Origin of the sequence: Algoriphagus chordae (genome assembly GCF_003254055.1) — a bacterium.
In the GTDB taxonomy this organism is placed as follows: Bacteria; Bacteroidota; Bacteroidia; order Cytophagales; family Cyclobacteriaceae; genus Algoriphagus; species Algoriphagus chordae.
Genome location: NZ_QKZT01000013.1, coordinates 1 through 20,453 on the forward strand (window position 1 = coordinate 1; position 20,453 = coordinate 20,453).

The 20,453-nt window shown below is 41.3% G+C and carries 16 protein-coding genes; 2 read left to right on the forward strand and 14 right to left on the reverse strand.

Annotated elements, in window-relative coordinates:
• Positions 1-261 (forward strand): transposase (locus tag LV85_RS14260; protein WP_146260479.1); only part of this gene is annotated, 261 nt, incomplete at its 5' end.
• 55 nt (positions 262-316) lie between these two features.
• Here the strand turns inward: LV85_RS14260 and LV85_RS22250 are convergent.
• The 3 genes from LV85_RS22250 to LV85_RS14275 all read right to left on the reverse strand — a co-directional run bounded on the left by LV85_RS22250 (position 317) and on the right by LV85_RS14275 (position 1,280).
• A complete protein-coding gene (locus tag LV85_RS22250; RefSeq protein ID WP_111320583.1) occupies positions 317-496 on the reverse strand; it encodes a hypothetical protein in 180 nt (59 codons plus the stop codon).
• A 52-nt stretch (positions 497-548) separates the two neighbouring features.
• Positions 549-836 (reverse strand): hypothetical protein, encoded by a 288-nt coding sequence (locus LV85_RS14270; protein ID WP_111320585.1) that lies wholly within the window; start codon positions 834-836, stop codon positions 549-551.
• Positions 837-944: 108 nt separating this feature from the next.
• Positions 945-1,280 (reverse strand): n-acetylglutamate synthase, encoded by a 336-nt coding sequence (locus LV85_RS14275; protein WP_111320587.1) that lies wholly within the window; start codon positions 1,278-1,280, stop codon positions 945-947.
• A gap of 270 nt (positions 1,281-1,550) precedes the next feature.
• Here LV85_RS14275 and LV85_RS14280 point away from each other — a divergent pair, with 270 nt between their 5' ends.
• Complete coding sequence (locus LV85_RS14280; protein ID WP_111320821.1) at positions 1,551-3,203, forward strand: M1 family metallopeptidase; 1,653 nt, start codon at positions 1,551-1,553, stop codon at positions 3,201-3,203.
• Here LV85_RS14280 and LV85_RS14285 read toward each other — a convergent pair.
• From LV85_RS14285 to LV85_RS14335, 11 genes are all read right to left on the reverse strand, one after another.
• On the reverse strand, positions 3,200-3,568 hold the full coding sequence (locus tag LV85_RS14285) for a hypothetical protein (RefSeq protein WP_111320589.1): 369 nt from the start codon (positions 3,566-3,568) through the stop codon (positions 3,200-3,202). The two genes, LV85_RS14280 and LV85_RS14285, sit on opposite strands and share 4 nt — an antisense overlap.
• 255 nt (positions 3,569-3,823) lie before the next feature.
• Entirely contained in the window at positions 3,824-4,576 is a 753-nt protein-coding gene (locus LV85_RS14290; protein WP_111320591.1) for an SDR family NAD(P)-dependent oxidoreductase, read from the reverse strand.
• Positions 4,577-4,596: 20 nt separating this feature from the next.
• Positions 4,597-5,880 (reverse strand): MFS transporter, encoded by a 1,284-nt coding sequence (locus LV85_RS14295; RefSeq protein WP_111320593.1) that lies wholly within the window; start codon positions 5,878-5,880, stop codon positions 4,597-4,599.
• Positions 5,880-6,236 (reverse strand): cupin domain-containing protein, encoded by a 357-nt coding sequence (locus LV85_RS14300; protein ID WP_111320595.1) that lies wholly within the window; start codon positions 6,234-6,236, stop codon positions 5,880-5,882. Before LV85_RS14300 ends, LV85_RS14295 begins: the two co-directional genes overlap by 1 nt.
• A gap of 25 nt (positions 6,237-6,261) precedes the next feature.
• Positions 6,262-8,370, reverse strand: coding sequence for an alginate lyase family protein (locus LV85_RS14305; RefSeq protein WP_111320823.1), 2,109 nt, complete (start codon positions 8,368-8,370; stop codon positions 6,262-6,264).
• A 7-nt stretch (positions 8,371-8,377) separates the two neighbouring features.
• Positions 8,378-10,576 carry a polysaccharide lyase 6 family protein gene (locus tag LV85_RS14310; protein ID WP_111320597.1) on the reverse strand — a complete coding sequence of 733 codons (2,199 nt, stop codon included), beginning with the start codon at positions 10,574-10,576 and terminating at the stop codon, positions 8,378-8,380.
• Positions 10,569-12,845 (reverse strand): heparinase II/III family protein, encoded by a 2,277-nt coding sequence (locus tag LV85_RS14315; protein WP_111320599.1) that lies wholly within the window; start codon positions 12,843-12,845, stop codon positions 10,569-10,571. The genes LV85_RS14310 and LV85_RS14315 overlap by 8 nt, the downstream gene beginning before the upstream one ends.
• Before the next feature lie 139 nt (positions 12,846-12,984).
• Positions 12,985-14,439, reverse strand: coding sequence for a RagB/SusD family nutrient uptake outer membrane protein (locus LV85_RS14320; RefSeq protein ID WP_111320601.1), 1,455 nt, complete (start codon positions 14,437-14,439; stop codon positions 12,985-12,987).
• A gap of 11 nt (positions 14,440-14,450) precedes the next feature.
• Positions 14,451-17,600: a SusC/RagA family TonB-linked outer membrane protein gene (locus tag LV85_RS14325; protein ID WP_111320603.1), complete on the reverse strand. Its 3,150-nt coding sequence runs from the start codon at positions 17,598-17,600 to the stop codon at positions 14,451-14,453.
• 209 nt (positions 17,601-17,809) lie between these two features.
• Positions 17,810-18,505 carry a FadR/GntR family transcriptional regulator gene (locus LV85_RS14330; protein ID WP_111320605.1) on the reverse strand — a complete coding sequence of 232 codons (696 nt, stop codon included), beginning with the start codon at positions 18,503-18,505 and terminating at the stop codon, positions 17,810-17,812.
• 240 nt (positions 18,506-18,745) lie between these two features.
• Positions 18,746-20,416 carry a PQQ-dependent sugar dehydrogenase gene (locus LV85_RS14335; protein WP_111320825.1) on the reverse strand — a complete coding sequence of 557 codons (1,671 nt, stop codon included), beginning with the start codon at positions 20,414-20,416 and terminating at the stop codon, positions 18,746-18,748.
• Positions 20,417-20,453 lie beyond the last annotated feature (37 nt).

Sequence of the window (20,453 nt, forward strand, 5' to 3'; positions counted from 1 at the left end):
CTTAGCGCCTATTTTGCTTATACCAAAAGCATCCGCAAGATGATCTATACCACTAATGCAGTCGAAGGGTATCACAGGCAGGTTAGAAAGGTCACCAAAACCAAAGGCGCATTTACCAGTGATATGGCATTGTTGAAACTCGTCTATCTGGCGACAAGAAGGATCGAGAAAAAATGGAGTTCCCCTTTACACAATTGGGGCTTGACTGTCCAACAATTAGCCATTAAGTTTGAAGGAAGGCTAAAGTTGGATATAAATTAATAAATTAGTTCCCTTCCCTTGGGGTACCCCAAGGGAAGGGAAGGACAGAGTTTAGCTAACACTCCCAGAAAATTTGAAAAATTCCTTTAGAGTCTTTTAGTAATTCAATTGATTCAACAGACACAAAATCCTTTATAAAATAAGTAGTACTTCCTGTAATTCCATTTTTCACTTCTTCTCCAATTAAGGGTAATAATTTGTGCTTTGGAATTTCATATGTTGCGAAGTACTTCATTAAAATTAGCTTGATCTAGCAATTCTTTTTAGATGATAAAATAACAACCCACCTACCAATTTTTTGACTCTTTTTCTAAGTCTTCATGAGAAATAAAATTTCCATTACTTACATCATCTGATCGCTTTTTCATTTTATCATATAGTCGTGATTTTATTTCCTCTAGACTCATCAATCTTCCGTTTATGATATCGTTTTCTCCTGCCTGTGCAGCAAATACTAACCTTTCTTGATAGGCAGCTTTATTGGCTAAAAAAGTTTTGATTTCCTCTAGCCATTCTTCACTTTCCACATCAGCGATCATGGAAAATATATCCGATTTCAATTTATCCTTTTTCATAACCATTTGATTTAAAACATTCTAATATACGATAAACCAATTTCAGTATTGCTTCGATTAGCGATTTCGCAACATCGGACACCCGACATCCGACATCAAACATAAAAATCAAATCTCCTCAATAACACTTTCCCCGCTAGACCGATCACCAGAGGTCCATTCCCATGTTTCGTGAAGGCGGATTTTACCGTTTTCTAAGATTTCAGGTTTGGATTGGCAGATGCCAGTCATCAGTTCTCCAAGCGAATTGACTTGGTGATATCTCATGTTGATATTTCCCGCTTCATCTACCAATCCGATCAGATGACCTTGGACGATTTTCCCTCCAGAATATTCGCAAGTCAGTATGTTGCCGTTTTGCTGATAATGGAAAATAGTTTCTGCAGAAGTCTCTCCATTTTCAGTATTGCTGACTGGACGAAAGGTTTTGTTATTGTAATTCATATTTGAGGTTTTTATGGTTTTCACCAAATATTCATAAAAGCCAAAGCAATGGGAATAAAGCTAAAAACTCTCGATAAGGTCCGCATCGGGCATCCGTCATCGGTCTTCTGACCACTTGAGCAAAGAGATTAGGTTTGGCTACCAAATTGAGAATCATGATTAACGATCGCCTCTTTTCACTAAAATAAAGTCCTTTCGTGGAAATGTATCACTTTTCAATAAATCCTTCCAAGTATCTTGTGGATTCAAATCCCAAATTTTGACTTCAATATGAGATTACTACTCCTTTGTTTTTCCCTACTTCTTTGTCTTAGTGCTCAAGCACAGATGTTTCCTCACGGAGAGGAATTTACCAGACAGGATACCCTTCGCGGCACCATCACTCCTGAGCGAGCCTGGTGGGATTTGCAATATTATCATTTGGAAGTAGCAGTACATCCTGAAACCAAGTCACTTTCTGGTAAAAATACTGTGCGATACAAGGTGCTGGAAGAAGGAAAACGTATGCAAATTGACTTGCAAGCACCTATGGAGCTTACCAAAGCTGAGCAAGATGGAATATCATTAGAAATTGAGCATGAGGGAAACGCACACTTTATTACCATGAAATCTGATCAGCCTTTGGGTGAAGACAAAGAACTCATACTTACTTTTTCAGGAACTCCAGTTGAAGCGGTTCGCCCGCCATGGGATGGAGGTTTGACCTGGGAGAAAGATAGTAAAGGCTTGCCTTTTATCGCAAATTCCAATCAGGGGCTTGGGGCTAGCATCTGGTGGCCAAATAAGGACCATAGCTATGATGAACCCGATCAAGGGGTGGTGATGAGTGTGACTGTGCCGGAGAATCTGATGGATGTTTCCAATGGGCGGTTGATCAAAACGGATCATGATAAAACTGCTAACACCAAGACCTACCATTGGGAAGTGAAAAACCCAATTAATAACTACGGTATCAATATCAACGTGGGCGATTATGTCCATTTCGGAGATAAGTACAAAGGCGAAAAAGGTGAGCTGGACATGGATTATTATGTGCTGCGAGAGAACCTAAAGAAAGCCAAGAAGCAGTTTAAAGATGCTCTTCGGATGATGGAAGCATTTGAGTATTGGTTTGGACCTTATCCTTTCTATGAAGACAGTTATAAATTGGTAGAAACGCCTTATTTGGGCATGGAGCATCAGAGTTCAGTGACCTATGGCAATAACTATGAAAATGGATATTTGGGAAGAGATCTAAGCGGAACAGGTTGGGGATTGAAGTTTGATTTTATCATCATCCACGAGTCAGGGCATGAGTGGTTTGCCAATAATATTACCTATCGAGATATCGCTGATATGTGGGTACATGAAGGATTCACTTCGTATTCGGAGAATCTATTTTTAGATTATTTCTATGGGGAAGAAGCAGGATCAGCCTATACCTTGGGTCTGAGAAAAGGCATCAAAAATGACATCCCTATAATTGGTACATATGGCGTAAATCAGGAAGGTTCTGGCGACATGTATAATAAAGGTCACAATATGCTGCATATGATCCGCCAGATTGTGAATGATGATGAGAAATGGAGGTCAATCTTGAGAGGTCTTAATTCTGAGTTTTACCATAAAACAGTCACTACACGCCAAATTGAGAATTACATCTCACAAAAAGCTGGAATCGATCTAAGCCCTGTTTTTGATCAGTACTTAAGGGATATTCGAATTCCTATTTTCAGCTATTACCTAGAAGAAGGAGAGTTATTTTATCGATGGGAAAATGTAATAGATGGCTTCGATATGCCAGTGGAAATCTATGTGGATGGTAAGGAAATGAAATTAAAGCCAACTCAGCAATGGAAATCTGAAAGCGTACCTCAGAAGAACACCAAAATTGTTGTGGATAAGGACTACTATGTAACCACGATGAATCTTACTGGGAATTAATTTAAAAACGGGATCAGTACTTCCTTGGCTTTTTCCTCGGTGAATAAAACTAGGCCAGTCATGGAGTCACCTGGATATTTGAATACGATCATCTGATTTCCCAGGCATTTAACCTCAAATTGAAGTGGAGGATCAAGGTCATCTATGAATTCCAGAACTCCTTCCGGTGTTAGTATCCAATCTAATTCATACTCTTCCCCATTCTCTGATTTGATGGAAGTCCCATTTTCGAAGAAGTTGTAAAAGCAGTCAATCTTGCGGGTTTCTTTGAGACAATGCCAAGGGTTAGCGATTAAAAGCTCACGAGTTATAGGCTTTCCAAAAAATATGATATCAATGGATAGGAGATTGATAAAGTCGAACATAGCAATTAAAAATACGGAATTTTTGAATTTCTATTTCATTGTGGAATTAAGAAAAATTTGTATCCGTTTAAATAGCAAGATCTAATTTGAGTTTGGTTTAAACTTTTGAAAATCCCCCTTGCCCCCTTTAAAGGGGGAATTGCCAAAGTTTAACCTCAGTCCTGAATTCAAAGAAAATAGTCCATTTAAAATGGTAATAAAAAAGACTGGCTTTTTGAAGGCCAGTCTTTTTGTTAAACTAAGAATCGACTCTACTTAAGAGAATAGCAATCCTCCGTTAATATCGATGTTTGTTCCGGTAAGGAAAGAAGATTCATCAGAAGCTAAGTAAGCGACCAAATCAGCAACTTCATTTGCTTTACCTTCTCTTCTCAATGGAGTGCTGCCAGCTACTTTTTCACGTACTTCGTCTTTAGTAAAAGTGTCGTGGAAAGTAGTCGCGATCATACCTGGACAAAGTGAATTCACTCGGATATTTTTTGGTCCTAGTTCCTTAGCCATAGATCTAGTGAAGGTGATCACGCCACCTTTTGCCGTGGAATAAGCTGAAGCACCTGGTCCACCACCGTCACGACCTGCCTGTGAAGCAAAGTTCACGATAGACGCACCGCTTTTCATGTGAGGAACAACTGCTTTTGTTACTAGGAAGTTAGAAGTCAAGTTCAGTTTCAATAAGAAGCTGAAGAAATCTAGATCCATTTCTTCTAGAGTTTTTCTTGCTACTAGTCCGCCCGCTACATTGACAAGAATGTTAACTTCTTCACCGAATGCTTTTGTAGTTTCTGCGACTAGATTAGCCACTGCAGCCTCATCTGTCATATCGCCCTGCACTAGGATCGCCTCACCGCCTGCTGCTTTCACTTCAGCTAGAGTCGCCTCAGCCTGCTCGTCGTTATCAAAATAGTTGATTACAACTTTTGCACCTAGAGCTGCCAACTTTAGTGATACTTCTTTTCCAATGTCTCTGCCACCGCCTGTTACGATCGCTACTTTTCCTGATAGGTTCATATGATTTGAATTTAAATTATTTAGAAATTAGAGTTAGTTACTGGTTTGATTTTGCCACCTAGCAATCCTAGAGAAAGCAATGCTAAGGGTACTAGAGATGCGCCTAAAATGAAGAAAGGCACGTAGGATGTGGTCGTGATGACCGGTACTAGCCAAGTTGTAATTAATACACCTATTACCGCAGCAGAGCCACTTACTCCAGCTAAAGATCCCACAGATTTGCCTGAGAAATAATCACTAGGGAGTGTCTGAATATTCCCGATTGCGATTTGGAAGCCGAAAAGGATCACTGCGATCAGCAACACAGCCATCAAAGGCGTAGCTGCATAAGCAGTCAAAATCAATGGAGGAATCATGATCAGGCATCCTAGGTAAATGATAGTTTTTCTGGCTTTGTTTACTGTCCAGCCTTTGCGCAGCCAAACTCCGACTAGCCATCCACCGAACAAACTTCCGACAGCTGCACCTACATAAGGAACCCAAGCGAATAGTCCGATTTGCTTCACATCAAAGCCAAATTGATCGGCTAAATAGATAGGAAGCCAAGAAACGAATAGCCACCACACTGGATCGATGAAAAAGCGCATCAAGATCACTGCCCAGCTTTGCTTTAGTTTCAAGAGCTCACGTAAACTTGGAGCGTAATCTTCCTGAACCTCTTCGTTTGCTTCAGGTTCTGGCTTTTGTCCTTTGATGATGAAATTTCGCTCTTCCTCAGTGATCCAAGGATGCTTGTCTGGTGAAGCTTTGTACACGATCAGCCAAGGAATGATCCAAAGCAGACCTAATGCAGCTATGCACATGAATGTATATTGCCAGCCAATGGTGACATAGAGCCAAGCGATAATCGGTGCCGAAATCACCGCGCCTAAGGATGCACCAGAGTTGAAAATCCCCTGCGCCAAAGCTCTTTCCTTGACAGGAAACCATTCTGCATTCGCTTTTGTCGCACCCGGCCAGTTACCAGCCTCACCGAAACCTAGTGTAAATCTGAAAATCCCGAAGGAAAAAACCGACTTTGCTACGGCGTGAAGCGCAATAGAAATCGACCAAATAGAGATGGAAAGTAAGAATCCAAAGCGTGTTCCGATCTGATCAAAGATCTTTCCGAAGGCTGTCTGACCTAAAGCATAGGCTACCATAAAGAACGACAGGATCAAGGCATATTCTTCCTTTCCCATATCGAGATCTTCGGCGATTCCTGGCCACATGACGGCCAGTGCGTTTCTATCGATGTAATTGATGACTGTCGCCAAGGCAACAAGGCTCACCACTAACCATCTTAATCCTTTTACCTTCTTCATTACTTATATTTTTCTCCTGTGAAGAAATCCTCTCTGATAGGGCTAAACACATCAATCAATACCCCGGCAGCTAGGCAGACAGCCCCATGTGGTGAGTGAGGAGGGATATAAAAACCATCTCCGCCTTTCAATACTTTTTTAACGCCATTGATTGAGACTTCAAACTCTCCTGACTCCACGTAAGTGGATTGACTATGAAAATGATCGTGGATGGGGCCGATACTGCCTTTTTCAAAAGCTACTTTCACGACCAAAATATGATCATCGTGGCCCATGATTTGACGTTTCACGCCATTACCCACCACTTCCCATTCTAGTTCTTCTTCGACTTGAAATACATCACTTTGAAATTTCATGTTTTCTATGTTTTAGGTTATTATTCTATTTTTTGAGTTCAAATTCTTTGGTGCCTGCATCCTTGGTACTGACGCTGATGATTCTTTTTCCATCTCGTATAATCAGCTCCAATCGTGTGATCTGGTTGGAAGCATTCATCGTGATTTCATTTTTCGAGTCGAAAGAGCCGTGAGTTTCCAGTGCAGATAGGAAATAATGATTGCCTTCACTGTTTGCTCTGAGGATAAGCGCACGTTCATTTCTTAGATTGAAATCCGGATCATTGGCACCGAGCTCAGTGACGATCAACTGATCATCGCTGCTGGTTTTGGTGCTCCAGGTGTAGAATCTGTCTTTGAGAAGCCAAGTGAATTGGCTTAAACTTTCATGAGCTTTTCCCTCAGCTAAATTCCACAAGTGCTCATAACCATTCTCTTTACCCAAAGGACTTAATTGAGCGGTATGGGCTTGTAAAGGAGTATTTAGGTAAATGAACTGGCCGTTGAAATGTATAGGCAAATCGTACTGATGCGCAGTGGTCGATTCGATTTCAAACAAGTCAAGTACTACTGGATATTCGAAAGCTTCATCCTGTAGGTAAACCATCGTCCGGATGAATTTCACACCAGCATAGACTTCAGCTATTTCAGCGCTAGCGACCTGGAAATTTGGATTAGAAACGTCGAAAATCAATTCGGTAGGGTAGGCCGCATTTGCAACTTTGTAAACTCCATCAAAATGGCTTTTCTCATCCATCACTATGGTATTATGTGCTATGGATTGCTTAGCCCAGGTATTATTTTCCGCTAGATAATGTCCGCCATACTTCGCCTCTATATTCAAAAAGCGAGCTGCACCGTAGTCACGTATGATCTCTTCACCATTGTCGTAATACAACCAGGTCAACTTATCGTAGTGCCCGTGCCCCATTCCTTGAGCCGTATATTTATAGATCAAAGCAGCTGAATTGGATGGAGTTTCTGATCTGAAAATCGCCATTCCGCCTTCTTCGCCCTGATTTCCATCTCTTACCCGAAGTGATTTGAATTCAAAGGGTTTTGTCAACCCCTTACCTATTGCATTGGCAACTTCAAATCCCGCATCTATAGGCGCAAAACCTTCCTGGTACTGTGCAATGGACAAGAGCATGGGATCCTTGGTGATGCTGTATGCGATATCCGCTCCGAAAAGCATCTCCGAAGTCTGTAGATTTTTCTCTTTTAATGCATCGTTAATAGGGAAGAAATGTCCAGCATAGGTGAGATCAATGGCAGTATAGATCGCTTTGATCAAGATTGAATCCCTGTATTTGAAGATGTCTAGATCTGGATTATTGTTGGAGATAGCTTGCGCAAAAACCACAAATGGAAGCAATGCATATCGCTGATAATATGGGCCTTCGGTGTAGTATCCATCTGGGGAAAAGAGTTGATCCAACTGAGCCATAAAACCACCTGAACCATCAGTAGCGGTTCCTTTCAGAGACATTTGCACCCATTCATTTACTTCTAGACTGTAGCCTGTCATACCTACAGCAGCAAGTGCCCAAGTCCCGTGATTGTGGATTTTGTTGAAAGTTTCTTCTCCATCTACGGCCAGGAAATTTACATATGGCTCGAATAATTCTGTCTTAAGATAGGCACGTTCTTCAGGAGTCAAATAAGACTTGATCGCATCAAAACCTTGTACCGAATACACCAGCCAGACAGCATCGTTCAAGCTTTGCCAAAATAATTTGCCAGGCGTTTGCTCCTTTTTCTCCGGATGCAGCGGCAGAGTCTTGTACATTTTCGCATAGGCATTCAGCAAAGCTTTGGAGTGAGCGGCATATTTTTCCTCTCCTGTCAATTTATAGAGTACTCCTGACTGGAATATTGAAAGCTGATTGGCTTTGTGCTGCTCGTGGGTGAAGCCTCCACCTGCATCTTTTGGAATAGGGACATTCAGTGGCTCGGCCATTTCTGCTTCAACCTTGGCTTTCATCGCTTCCACCTGCTTTACCGCATCCGGATTTTTTTCTGCCAAGAGCCTATAATCTTCCACTCCTTGGGAAGTAAGCAAGAGCTTGCTTTCTCCAGATGGTGTGGATTGCTGCGCAAAACAAACCGTGCTGAAGAGCATCAAAATCAAGAAAATAGATTTTTTAAGACTCATTTTAGGTTTAGTTTTTTGCATGATTAATCGGAGCGGTCTTCTCTAATTCATTTTCAGAAAGTATAGTCACTGGTGTACCTACAGTTTCGGTGATTTGAATCGGAGCAGATGAGGAGAATTTATTGTTGGAAAAATCCACCCACTGAGCACCAAGTAAGTTGAAGGAAGCTTTTTCCAGATTGCGACTGTTTTTGCCTACTTCTGTGACCTGATTATTGTGGACTAAAACGTAGGGTCCAAAAGTGCTTTCGTCTGTACCGCCACGATACACATCTGCAACTTTTCCACCGATGTTGCTGAACTGATTTCCCTCTACAATCACATACTCTGCATTGTATTTTCCGAGGTCGTCGGTTTCCTTGTCAAGTGTTAATATTGAGCCAGTGAAGTTCTCAAAGCTAGAGTTGCTGATGGAAACCGTGTCAGCAAAACTTCCTTTAGAAGCTTCCAGGAAATTAAATGAGTGATTGACTGTCATGTCAGAAAACTGACTGTTGCTTACTTTCAACTTGTAGTTTTTCAAGGTGCCAGATCTATTGATGCGGATCACTGCATTTCCTGCAGCATCGGCAGCATTTGCTCCAGACACATTTATTCCCTCCAGATTCAAAGCCCCTCCATCATAGATTTCAAACAGATGAGTGCCTTCGAAGCTGATTATTGCATCCCCATCTGACTTAACAGTCAGAGGAAAAAGTACATCCAGCACTTTGTTTTGCTGGTAGCTACCCGCCTGCAAGAGCAAAACATCTCCTGATTTTGCATTTGCCAAAGCATCCGAAATACTGTTCAATCCTGGAGAAACAGGGATTTGCTCGCCTGTGCTGAAGACCATCTCCTTAGAAACTTTTGGATACCAGGTAACTCCTGTATCTGATTTGTCGATCACCTTCAGATCATGTGGCGCTCCTGCATTGATTCCGGCAGGGTATTGCAGACCGTTTGCAGCTTTTTCAAGTGTTAGTTTTTGGACATTCAATCCATTTCCGATGAGCGTAGAATTGATGTTTGAAATGTTGTCAGAGAATGCGATTCCACTGATGTCATCGTATGCTTTGAAAATATCTGCTTGTTTCTCATTGTAGATCAGGTTGTCTTTGAATACACTTCCCTCTGGAATCGCTGATCTTTCTTGGTCACTACCTACAGCCAATTCTATATGCGCCACATTCACAAAAGTGTTATTGGCAATAGTTATATTTTTTACTTGATGGTAGCGATTGATTGAGGAATTTGGGACCCCATTCATGATTGAAATTCCAGCGCGGAACTTGTCTCCATCGAGACCTTGTAGGTAGTTGTTGATGATTTTGTGATCCGCATTGATGACACGGATACCGCCAGTTTCAGGCTTACCGTTTCCCAGGAAAATATTTTCCTCAACAGTATTTCCATTGCCATGACGCAGCGTCAAAGAGCCTTTAGACTCGAAGAAAACATTGCCTCGAATGATATTCCCACCAGATTTGATGGAGATGATTTCAGTCTCACCATTACAGTTGTCGAAGTAGTTATTTTCAATGACCGTATTGGAATTGGTCAGGGAGTATTGGCTAGTGCCTACCCGTAAAGTTTCTCCACCGTTAGAACCTAAAACTGGCCTTGGACCGAAGTAATTATGATCGATACTGTGGTGGTTGGTTTGGCTGTCTTCAGAATTCAATCTAACGGCCATGGTTACCCCTTGATTTCTCTTGCCTTCCAAATGATTATGATCGAAGCGGTTATTTTGGCCATACATCATCACCCAGGAATCCTGGGCGTTGCGATCAGGATTATTGAAATTGTCGATGACACAGGCAGTCACTCTGGAATGAAAAGCAAGGTTTTTAGAATCTGTTCGGAAGGAGATCACTTCACCTGACGGAGTGAAGCCATTTCTGAAAACCAATCCATTGACCACCAGGTATTCTCCTGCGATGCTTAGATTTGATTTGCCTTCCAGAAATACTTCTCCGGGAGTTTCGGCCATCAATACAATCAGCGAATCTGCAGTTCCTTTTCCTTCGAAAATCAATTCCGCATCTTTCCAGACACCATTGGCCAGAAGAAGTGTATCACCAGCTTTCAGCGTACTTATTGTCGAATTGTACTCGTCGATGTTTTTTACAATCTTATGATTTGGCTGACTTTGGCATGCCATGGGAAGGAGGCAAACCAATGCAATTCCATAAAAATGTTTTAATGTTTGTACTAGCTTAGTCATTAGTTGGGTTTAGTGTTAAAGTTTGAAGGGATTCGATTGTAATCACTTCATCCTTAGTCGTAAGTAGCGCATCTTCGTCGCTAAATGATTTGATTTCTATGCCGTCAGCTACTTTTTTTAGAAGTAGATCCACAGGCTGGCTGGAGGTATAGGTATGAGATCCTAACGTCATCTCAGTCATCCCAATCAAGAATGTCAAATCCTCCTTGACAAAGATGTAATCAGAACTGTATTTGTTATTTTTCACAGTATGTTGAGTCAAGTTAATCTGCCAGTCCGCAAGCTGAAATTCTCCATTTGATAGAGGAAGTGCAGTGCGATCTTCATACCTCTCGTATGGCCGAATGATGGTGGCGAAAGAGTGAGAAAGGTTGGACTCCGATTGATATGTAATTCTGTTTTTCCCTTTATCTCCGGCAGTTTGTGTGGTTAGACTCTGACCTCCTAATTGAATTATGTCTATTCCTGAAGCATCTGCCTGATTGGATCTGGCGATAGTGGGAGCATCTTCAAGGGAGTAGTTTCCCTGAAAATTCTGATAATAGGTATGCGCTGATTTGCCGGTAAATTCATCCTTTACAAACCAGAATTCTCCAGGGAAGTAGTATATGGTTCTGTGATAATCCACATTCAAATTCTCATAACCGTCATGAGAAGCTCGGAAAGCTTGAATTTCTCCTTTTGGCTCCCACAGTGTGACGCTGGCTTTTGGTAAAGTTTGGAACTTGCCAAAGCCAGATCCCCCTTGATTCCCAGTCCAATTCTGACCTTGAGGAATGGAGTCCACCAAAACGACATTTTTCACCCAGGAATTTTTGAAGAATTGAAACTCAGGAAGAGGGTATCTTACCTGATAGTTCGGCATAAGCATTTCACCATTTGCGAATAGCTGAAAGCCAAGTACATCTCCATGCTGATGATCTGGTTTCTGCTCAGACACGCCTGTGCTGATCAGCATGTATTGGTCATTTTCCTTCCAGCCTTCTCGGAACACGTAGTACCCCGTCGTCTCCAAGGCGGTGGATTTCATGCTTGGTTGTTTTGATTTTCTTGTGGAAAGAAGTTCCAGGTCTTTCTGACCGAGAAGCCAATAATATTCCTCTGAAGGATGCTCGGCAGAGAAATAGCCGAATTCCGGTTCTTGGAAGAGCGCATAACCCAAAGCCATAATCTCATCCATTTGATTTTGGGTTGCCATCGGTTGATCGGTATCATCCTGGATGACAGGCGCATTTTTATTTGGAAGGGCAATGCTTTTCATTGCCGAAAACATACCTTTCAACTGAGCCGCCCAGGAGTCTGGGATCTCATTTTGGGTGATTTGCGCCAATTTATACACTCTGAAATAATTGTCAATGTCACCTACATGGTAGTGGAATGAGCGCTCAAACTGGAACCCGTCCGCATTCACTTCTTTCTCTAAATGTTCGCCTAGGTTGGCTATGGCGAAATCGTAGTATTTTTTTCCTGGATCAAACTCAGGATACATCATTGCAATGACAGCAAGGGCTACCATTCCTTTGGTTTGGTGATTGCCGTAGCTAAAGTTTTGATTGGTCTGATAAAGTACTTCTGCTGTATGCAGAAAATTACGCATGGTCCTGATCTGATCCTGCGGTAAATAATCTTCAGACGCTAAAAATAAATGATGTGCAAGCACCCAATTTTCGATTCTATTACCTCCTCGGAAAGCTTCATATGCTCCGTTTCCATCTGAAATTAACTCGACTTGACCGTTTTGGTAGGCAGCCATCAAGCTAGCTACATGAGCAGTAAAGTAGGGTAAGAATTCTTTTTGATCTGAAAGAAAGTAGCTGAAAGCCAGGTCACCAGCTTTGTGCTGACGAAATAAATGTCTTATGGCATAGGCGTTCATTTGTTCGCCCGCCTTGTTTACAAAAGGTAATTTCCAGGGAGTATCCGCATTGAAATCCCCTGTGTGATCTTGGGCATCTTTGAGGTGACTTTTTGCTGCAGAAGGATAAGTTTCGTTGTACTCCTTCATTCGCTGGGGTACATTATGCCAGTTGAAAAAGAATCGTTGGGTAGCTTTTTCTTTGAAATAAGCACTCAACATGCCGTAGGCAGCAATTTTATCTCCATTGGCATACACCTGCTTGATCTTAGCTGCATCTTCAAATGAATCAGGGAGACTAGCAAAGAAGTCTTCCTCCGAAGGAATCGGGTACTCTTTCACCTCCGACTGAGCAGCCGCTTTGGCTACAATCAAGAAGAGGAAAATGAAAATGTACTTTTTGAAATGATTCATTAATGAAAAGGCAGGATTTGGGTGTATTGGTATTTTGGTAAAGGCATAGCTATCGCTAGCTTAAGTATATTCTTAAGTAAGAATGGCCGATCTGGGAACCCCTCAGTAAACCAGACCGACCAAATCTATCTACACAGGATTACTGATTAAATATGTCTACTTCACGCTGCGGAAGTGGAAGAAGTAGTTTGTCTGATTGGACAGGACTGATCCCGAATGTATATTCTGAGTAGAATACTTCGTTTTCGAACTGGGTATCCAAAGTCTGTTCTACCAGGTTGAAATGAACCAAGTCGTACCATCTTTGATTTTCGAAGGCAAATTCCAATCTTCTTTCCAGAAGTAATTTGGTAGTGAAATCCTCACTGGAAGCGATATCCGAAGCCTCATAAGTCTCAAGGCCAGCGCGCTCACGAATTCTATTTAGATATTCCAATGCCATAGAAGTTTTACCGTTTTCATTCAATGCTTCGGCATATAAAAGAAGTACGTCTGCAAATCGAATAATTGGAAAATCGTTTTCAGCATCTTGACTGATAGCGACATCTGAGTAGAATTTGGATACATAAGGATCCGGCACAAATGCACCCTCTGCACCAGTGTAGCCGAGTTGTAGACTACTATTCATTCTAAGGTCATTCTCTGAGAATTGGCTGATTAGATCATCAGATGGGCGATTGAAGTGATTTCCATCTCCATTGATAACATAAGATCCACTGTTTTGTGGAGCAAAGTAATTGGCAAATGGTCCGCCTATACCCAGTCCACCAGCTTTGTAACGCACTGCGAAAAGGATCTCAGCGTTCATCTCATTGTCTGTCGCGAATACATTGCTATAGCCGGAATTACCTGGCAGCAGAATGTTAGGACTGTTGTTGACAACGTCAGCTAAAACAAGTTCGGCTTCTGGATATCTGTTAAGGTTACGATATACTTTGCCTAGCAATGCTTTTGCCGCCCAAGATGTGGCTCTACCATTGTATGACTCAGGATAGGATCCTGGGAGATTGGCGGTCGCTATAGCAAGGTCATCCAAAATAAATTGGAATATTTCCTCTGTACTAGCCACCTGCATTTCCGTGGCTTGCTGTGCACTGATACGCGTATCCACTAAAAACACTTCACCGAATAGTCTCACCAAATTGAAGTAATGGTAGGCTCTCAGGAAAGAAGCTTCAGCCTGAAGTAGATCTTTCAAAGCGGGGTCTTGCACATTTTCCAGTTTATCTAAGATTGTATTTATTCTGGAAATGTTCTGGTAGGTGTCAGACCAGTAATTGTAGATATACAAATGCTCTGAGGTGAACGTCATCAAATCAAGTTCTCTAAGAGGGATATAGATATTACTTGATGTTTGTGAATTGTGAAGTCTGGAGTTGTCAGAACGTAATTCTGTCAATGCCCATTCATTTGCCAAAGGAGCCTGTAAGCCATTGTAACAAGCCACCATGGCAGTTACAAAATCAGAGTCAGTTTGGTAAAATGAGCCTTCACCGATTTCGGAGATTGGCTGTAGATCTAAGGATAGATCGCAACTGGTAAGCAGTCCAAGTGAGATAAGGAATGCTGCTATATGTTTATTGAATTTTTTCATTTTTGGTAGGATTAAAAGGCAACATTTACACCGAATACAAATGCTCTTGGCACAGGGAATGCACCTCGCTGGTACCCACTGACAAGTGGTGATTCATAAGCACCGCTAGTAGATCTGGCTTCAGGATTAATGCCTCTGTAATTTTTAGAAGTAAAATACAGTGCGTTCTGAGCTGATCCATACACTCTCAAACTTGTTAGTTTGATTTTGTCAGTCAGAGATTTAGGCAAAGTATAGCCAAGGATAATGTCCCGTACAGAGACATAAGATCCATCCTCAATCATATAGTCAGTGAATTGCCATCCGATACCGTTTGTGCTATAAGGAGTCATGCCATCACCAGGATGCTCTGGAGAAAGCCATCTGTTTTCCACATAGGCTTTGTTCATTCTCTTGGATTCGTTGTAGTGACCATCTCCATTAAATACATCTACACCTTGAACACCTTGAATCAAAAAGCTCAGATCGAAGTTGCCGATATTGAAATTATTGGTGATACCCCAAGTGAAATCCGGGAATGGATTGCCAAGTACTGTTCTATCCTCGTCGTCAATCACTCCATCTTCATTGACATCCATTAATCTAAGTCCACCTGGTCTGTCAAGACTGTTTGATGCATTTGCATCTATTTCTTCCTGAGTATTCCAAACACCAATTGTTTTGTATCCATAGAATTGGATATATGGTTGTCCTACTTGCGCCAAGTATACTTCGTTACGCTCACCATAACTCAATAGTCTATCTTCACCAGAGAATTGGATCAATTCATTTTTCACAGTTGCGAAATTGATCGAAGTCTGCCAGGTAAAATTTTTCTGGGTGATATTATTCAGACGAAGTTCTAGTTCGAAACCGTTGTTTTGAATCTTACCGATGTTATTCCAGAATTCAGAATAGCCGGTGAAAGCAAGAGTAGGCTGCTTCAAAAGCAACTGATCAGTGACAGATTTGTATACTTCTGCAGTCAGACTAAATCTATTGCTTAGGAATGCCAGGTCTACACCAAAGTTGTAAGAGAAGGTTCTTTCCCATGTGATTGCTTTATTTGCCAGAGTAGCTCCAGACTGAGCAAGTCCAGCTGTAAGTGAACCTGTGCCAGCACCGAAACTGTAGTTGTTAGGATAAAGTCTATTGACAGAAGCGTAGTTTTCGATGTCATTATTGCCAGTGACACCGTAGCTACCACGAAGCTTCAGCATATCTAGGAAGGAAGAGTTGTTCAGGAAGTCTTCCTCTGTCAATACCCAACCTGCAGATACAGACGGGAACCATCCCCATCTATTTTCTGGACCAAATACTGAACTACCATCAGCTCTTGCGCTGGCTGAGAACAGATACTTGTTTTTATAGGAGTAAGTAACTCTACCTAAATAAGACAATAGCAAGCTTTCGTCTTTAAGCGTATAAGTGTCTTCTAAACTAATTACAGTAGCACCATTCAACGTAGGGATGTAGTCAGTAGGGAAATTAGTACCCACTATGCTACTATAGTCGTTTGTTACTTTTTGAGCCGTGAAACCCGCTAAAGCAGAAAATTGATGATCTCCAAGTGTTTTGGAATAGTTCAGGATATTTTCTGATAATAGATCTATTCGCAATCTATTCTCATAAAGCCCTCTGTTGGCATCACCTGCTCTGTTTGTTCCTTCGTTTCTATATTCTTCTTGGGTAGTGCTCGTAATATAAGCGCCTTGTGAAGCTTTGAAAAACAGGTTTTTGCCTAGATTTATTTGAATGTAGGTAGATCCCATTAATCTATAGAGCTTTTTGGTTCGCTCATCGTTATCGCTGATAAACAGCGGGTTATTATTGGAAGTATTCCAAGGCCTAGCTACTTCAGAAACTGCAGTTCCATCCGGTAAAGTATAGTTGTAAGTAAGGTTATTGAAATGTCTGCCATGTGCCCAATCACCTACTGGAATTCCAGTTATAGCTGAAGTTTCTTCAGTATGCCTCACAGGCATGAAAGATGGAGTACGGAAATAATCAGTGAAATTGGAAGCTGGAAGGACGTTTTTAGTGAAAGATGGATTGATATTCACCCCAACTTTTACAACATTATTAAGTTTAGCGTCCATTTTCATGCGAAGGTTAAAGCGCTGAAAATCATTATTTACAAGCATGCCTTTTTCGTCATTGTACCCTCCGGAGATCAGGTAGGTAATGTCTTTTTTACCACCCGAAACACCTAATTGATAACTGCTGATCATTCCTTGCTGTAGACCTTCTTGTTGCCAGTCGGCATTATCTCCAAGAGACCAAGCTGCCTGCTCATGTGCGGTAGGACCCGGTGCACCTAGAGCTTCTTCTTCCCAAAGCATCTCTACATATTCTGTGGAGGTAAGCATGTCATGTACTTTATAAGGGTTTTTTACCCCTGCGTACATTTGGAAATTAAATGCAGGCTTGTCTACAACTCCGCTTTTGGTAGTTACGATGATGACACCATTTGCACCTCTGGATCCATATATCGCAGCAGAAGCAGCATCTTTCAAGACTTCGATGGATTCGATATCATTTGGATTGATAAAAGAAAGTCCATCTGAAGTAGGATAGCCATCTACTACTACCAAAGGCTCGTTACTTGCGCCGATGGAGGCATTCCCTCTGATTCGGATGGATGGAGAGACACCTGCTTCTGAGGTAGTATTCTGAATCTGTACACCAGCTATTTTGCCTTGCAAAAGTTGATCAGCTTGTAGAATAGGAATATCTCCAAAGTTTTCGTTCTGCAGTTTGGAGACTGCCCCTGTCATATGGGACTTCTTTTGGGTACCATATCCGACTACGATTACTTCATCTAGCTGCTTTAAATCTTCAGACAGTGTAATGTCCAATATACTTTGGGATCCCACTGCTACCTCTTGAGTGGTATAGCCTATAAATGAAAAAACTAAGGTGTCTGAAGAGCTAGCAGATATACGGTATTTCCCGTCAATATCGGAAACAGTAGCGGTGGTACTTCCTTTTACCAGGATATTTACTCCTGGGACATTAAGACCTTGGTCATCAATAATTTGACCGGTAATTAGTTTAGCCGATTCATTTTGAAAGGCCAGAACTTGAGCGGTATTGCCGAGAAATAGGCAAATACATAATGATAGTATTCGTAAATAAATCACCTGCCCATTCCAAACTTTATTGGGTAATGGTTGTCTCATTTTTGGGTTTTGTTTTTGGGTATTGAAAGATTCTTAATAGAAGGACAGGTATATTAAGAGGTTTTATGGTAGCGATTTATTTGTAAATTTGGCTACACTTAAGGTGGACTACGGTTAGGGACCTCGACAATCTTTAGACAGTAGTACTTAATATACCTGATGTGAAATTTGGTGGATTATGTCCACCATTTTTTTTTATCATAGGCAGTTCATTTTTTATTTATGATATCTGATAAGTGGTTATTCATTGCTTTTTCAGCTAAAGCGCCGTCTTGCTCAATAATGTGTGCAAGTATTTCCTTGTGCTCTTGCAGTGCCCCAAATGGCTTTCCTCCTCCACACACATTGTGCTTAGTGAAATGGTTTAGAATGTCTGGAGTGACTACTAGCATCAATGACTTCAGTACATTGTTTTTGCTAGCTTCAGCGATTTTTATGTGAAAAAGTAAATCTTCATCTATGGCTTGTTCGCCAGATTTCACCTTGGCTTCATATAAGTTCAGTGCTTCTTGGAGTGCTACTATATCTTCTTCTGTTCGACGCTTAGCTGCAAGTTTTACCGTTTGAGATTCTAGAATAAGCCTAGTTTCGATCAAAGAATGAAAGTCACTTCCTTCCATTTTCAGTACATCAGTGATCAAACCTTCTAGAGCAGTGACTCCCAGCCCTGCTATGATAGTCCCACTTTGCGGATGAGTTTTTACAATGCCATAGAACTCTAGCTTTTTTATAGCATCTCTTACGTAAGTCCTACTGATTCCGAATTTTTCGGAAAGTTTGCGCTCGGGTGGTAATTTATCTCCGGCATTAAGCTCGCCCGTGATAATCAAGTCTCTTATTTGACTAATTATTATATCTACAGGATGATCAAGCTTTATTTCTTTAAAATTACTTAAGGTTTCCATGGGTTTAAATTGGTTGACCAATAATTGGTTGACCAATTTTAGGCAAAAAAATGTTAACACCAAAAAAATGTTGATTTTTTTTTCAGATTTCTGAAATAATAACTTGTCTAATGCAAGTCATTGAAAACTAGTAATTTGTAATAAGAGGAATATGATCCTCTTTGCTAAGTGTGAAAGGAGGTGGCTAAATAATTCAGAAAATTGTCAGGTTGAAATTATTGGTAAACCAATTTCATTAGCTCAATTCATCGATAATTTGAATATTTTCCCCTCCGTTTTGCTCATTATATATACCTGACCACTGGCATCCTGACCAAACTTCAGATCCACACGTTTTCCTCCACAGAGTTCAAGAAGGCTGATCTCTTTGCCTTCATAAATTACTCCCCAAGTCTGTACTCCTGAATTTTCTAAATCATCTAAGTCAGCAAAAAACAATCTGCCTGAGAGGATATCTCCAAAGATAAATTTACCCTGAAGTGGGCCAGATGGCATGATATAACCAGCGAATATTGCTGCCAGCTCATCATGATCTAATTGGATGATGGGGTAAGTCACCCCAAATTTTTCGTCGTCTTCCTGAAGCGGAAAGATCTCTCTAAACTTACCGAATGGGTTCATGATAAATCGCCCTTCTCTGATCGGCCAACCGTAGAACTTACCCTTCTCTATTTTATTCAGTTCCTCTACGCTATGCTGACCTATGTCGGTGGCAAACATGTTTCCTTTATTGTCCCAAAATATTCTGTTGGGATTACGAAAACCATAAGCATACACTTCCCCAGCTTTTCCAGCAACAGTAGCATAGGGATTAGTAGGAGGTATTCCATATTTTCCATTAGGGCTATTATTGCCTTTAGGGTCTATTCTCAGAATACTGCTATAGACTTTGGTGCCTTTGTTGTCCGATAGGTAGGCTGCTCGCTTTTCAGTAAGTCCTCCATCTCCGAAGCCAATGAAAAGCAAGCCATAATCCTCATCTCCAGACTTAGCGCTAGGATTAAAGGCCAACTCTTGCATCCCGTGGGCCTGCGAAGGAATATCTATTCTGACTAATTCTCTATTGCTTCCAGCAAAAACTGCTGCCTTGGGATCATCAGCTTTCCACTCTGTCACGATCCATTGCATGAAGACCCGAATGGTATCAGAATAGCCATAATCAGATAGCTGCGTGCCGCCGGGCTCTGTGTGAGCAGTGTAGAAAAGACCATTTTTGGTGAATTCAGGGTGAAAAGTAAAACTGGCCATGCCAGTTGCCCAGCCCGGTTTGCTGACTAGTTCTGGCTTTAAATCTGTAATAGGTAAGTACAAGTTTGGCTTCTTACCTATGAGTTCATAGAGACCTACTCGCTGGTCGTTGATGAATACTCTATCTGTTCCTGGAGCTACGTCCATTTTGGTCATTTTTGCCATGGGATGCTCCGCGTCGGAGGCTGGTAGCTGCGAAAACAACTCCAGTTCAACACGGATTCCTGAATCGGGAACAGTATCAGGAATAGGGTCTTCTAAGCCAATCTGAGGTAAGCTATCAGGCAAATGCTCATAGGTATGCAAATAGGAAAGGATAGCATCAAGATCCTTTTCAGCCAAAGAAGGAAAGGCTGGCATGTAGATTTTATAATCTTCAAAAAGTTGGACCGCCCTCGGGTCATTAGTTTCGATGACAGCAGCAGGGTTTTTTATAAAATCTTTGATCCAGGAAGACTCCACTGTATGACTCAGACCACTTAAATTCGGCCCAATTCCTTTCTGTTCAAAATTGTGACAGGTGCTGCAATTGTTCTCAAAAAGAACTTTTCCAGCCTTAATTTGCTCTGAGTCTTTACTGATGTCAGATCCAATTTCACTTTTCTGATTACAAGAGAAAAAGATAAAAAGAGAAATCAAACCAAGAAATATTGGATTTTTCATGGATGCTTGTTTGTGGTTTTGCTTGTCCATAGCAAGC

Bases quoted from the DNA above. Each gene is read 5' to 3' on its own strand.
- LV85_RS22250 (WP_111320583.1), bottom strand. From the start codon at position 496: ATGAAGTACTTCGCAACATATGAAATTCCAAAGCACAAATTATTACCC.
- LV85_RS14270 (WP_111320585.1), bottom strand. From the start codon at position 836: ATGAAAAAGGATAAATTGAAATCGGATATATTTTCCATGATCGCTGAT.
- LV85_RS14275 (WP_111320587.1), bottom strand. From the start codon at position 1,280: ATGAATTACAATAACAAAACCTTTCGTCCAGTCAGCAATACTGAAAAT.
- LV85_RS14280 (WP_111320821.1), top strand. From the start codon at position 1,551: ATGAGATTACTACTCCTTTGTTTTTCCCTACTTCTTTGTCTTAGTGCT.
- LV85_RS14285 (WP_111320589.1), bottom strand. From the start codon at position 3,568: ATGTTCGACTTTATCAATCTCCTATCCATTGATATCATATTTTTTGGA.
- LV85_RS14290 (WP_111320591.1), bottom strand. From the start codon at position 4,576: ATGAACCTATCAGGAAAAGTAGCGATCGTAACAGGCGGTGGCAGAGAC.
- LV85_RS14295 (WP_111320593.1), bottom strand. From the start codon at position 5,880: ATGAAGAAGGTAAAAGGATTAAGATGGTTAGTGGTGAGCCTTGTTGCC.
- LV85_RS14300 (WP_111320595.1), bottom strand. From the start codon at position 6,236: ATGAAATTTCAAAGTGATGTATTTCAAGTCGAAGAAGAACTAGAATGG.
- LV85_RS14305 (WP_111320823.1), bottom strand. From the start codon at position 8,370: ATGAGTCTTAAAAAATCTATTTTCTTGATTTTGATGCTCTTCAGCACG.
- LV85_RS14310 (WP_111320597.1), bottom strand. From the start codon at position 10,576: ATGACTAAGCTAGTACAAACATTAAAACATTTTTATGGAATTGCATTG.
- LV85_RS14315 (WP_111320599.1), bottom strand. From the start codon at position 12,845: ATGAATCATTTCAAAAAGTACATTTTCATTTTCCTCTTCTTGATTGTA.
- LV85_RS14320 (WP_111320601.1), bottom strand. From the start codon at position 14,439: ATGAAAAAATTCAATAAACATATAGCAGCATTCCTTATCTCACTTGGA.
- LV85_RS14325 (WP_111320603.1), bottom strand. From the start codon at position 17,600: ATGAGACAACCATTACCCAATAAAGTTTGGAATGGGCAGGTGATTTAT.
- LV85_RS14330 (WP_111320605.1), bottom strand. From the start codon at position 18,505: ATGGAAACCTTAAGTAATTTTAAAGAAATAAAGCTTGATCATCCTGTA.
- LV85_RS14335 (WP_111320825.1), bottom strand. From the start codon at position 20,416: ATGAAAAATCCAATATTTCTTGGTTTGATTTCTCTTTTTATCTTTTTC.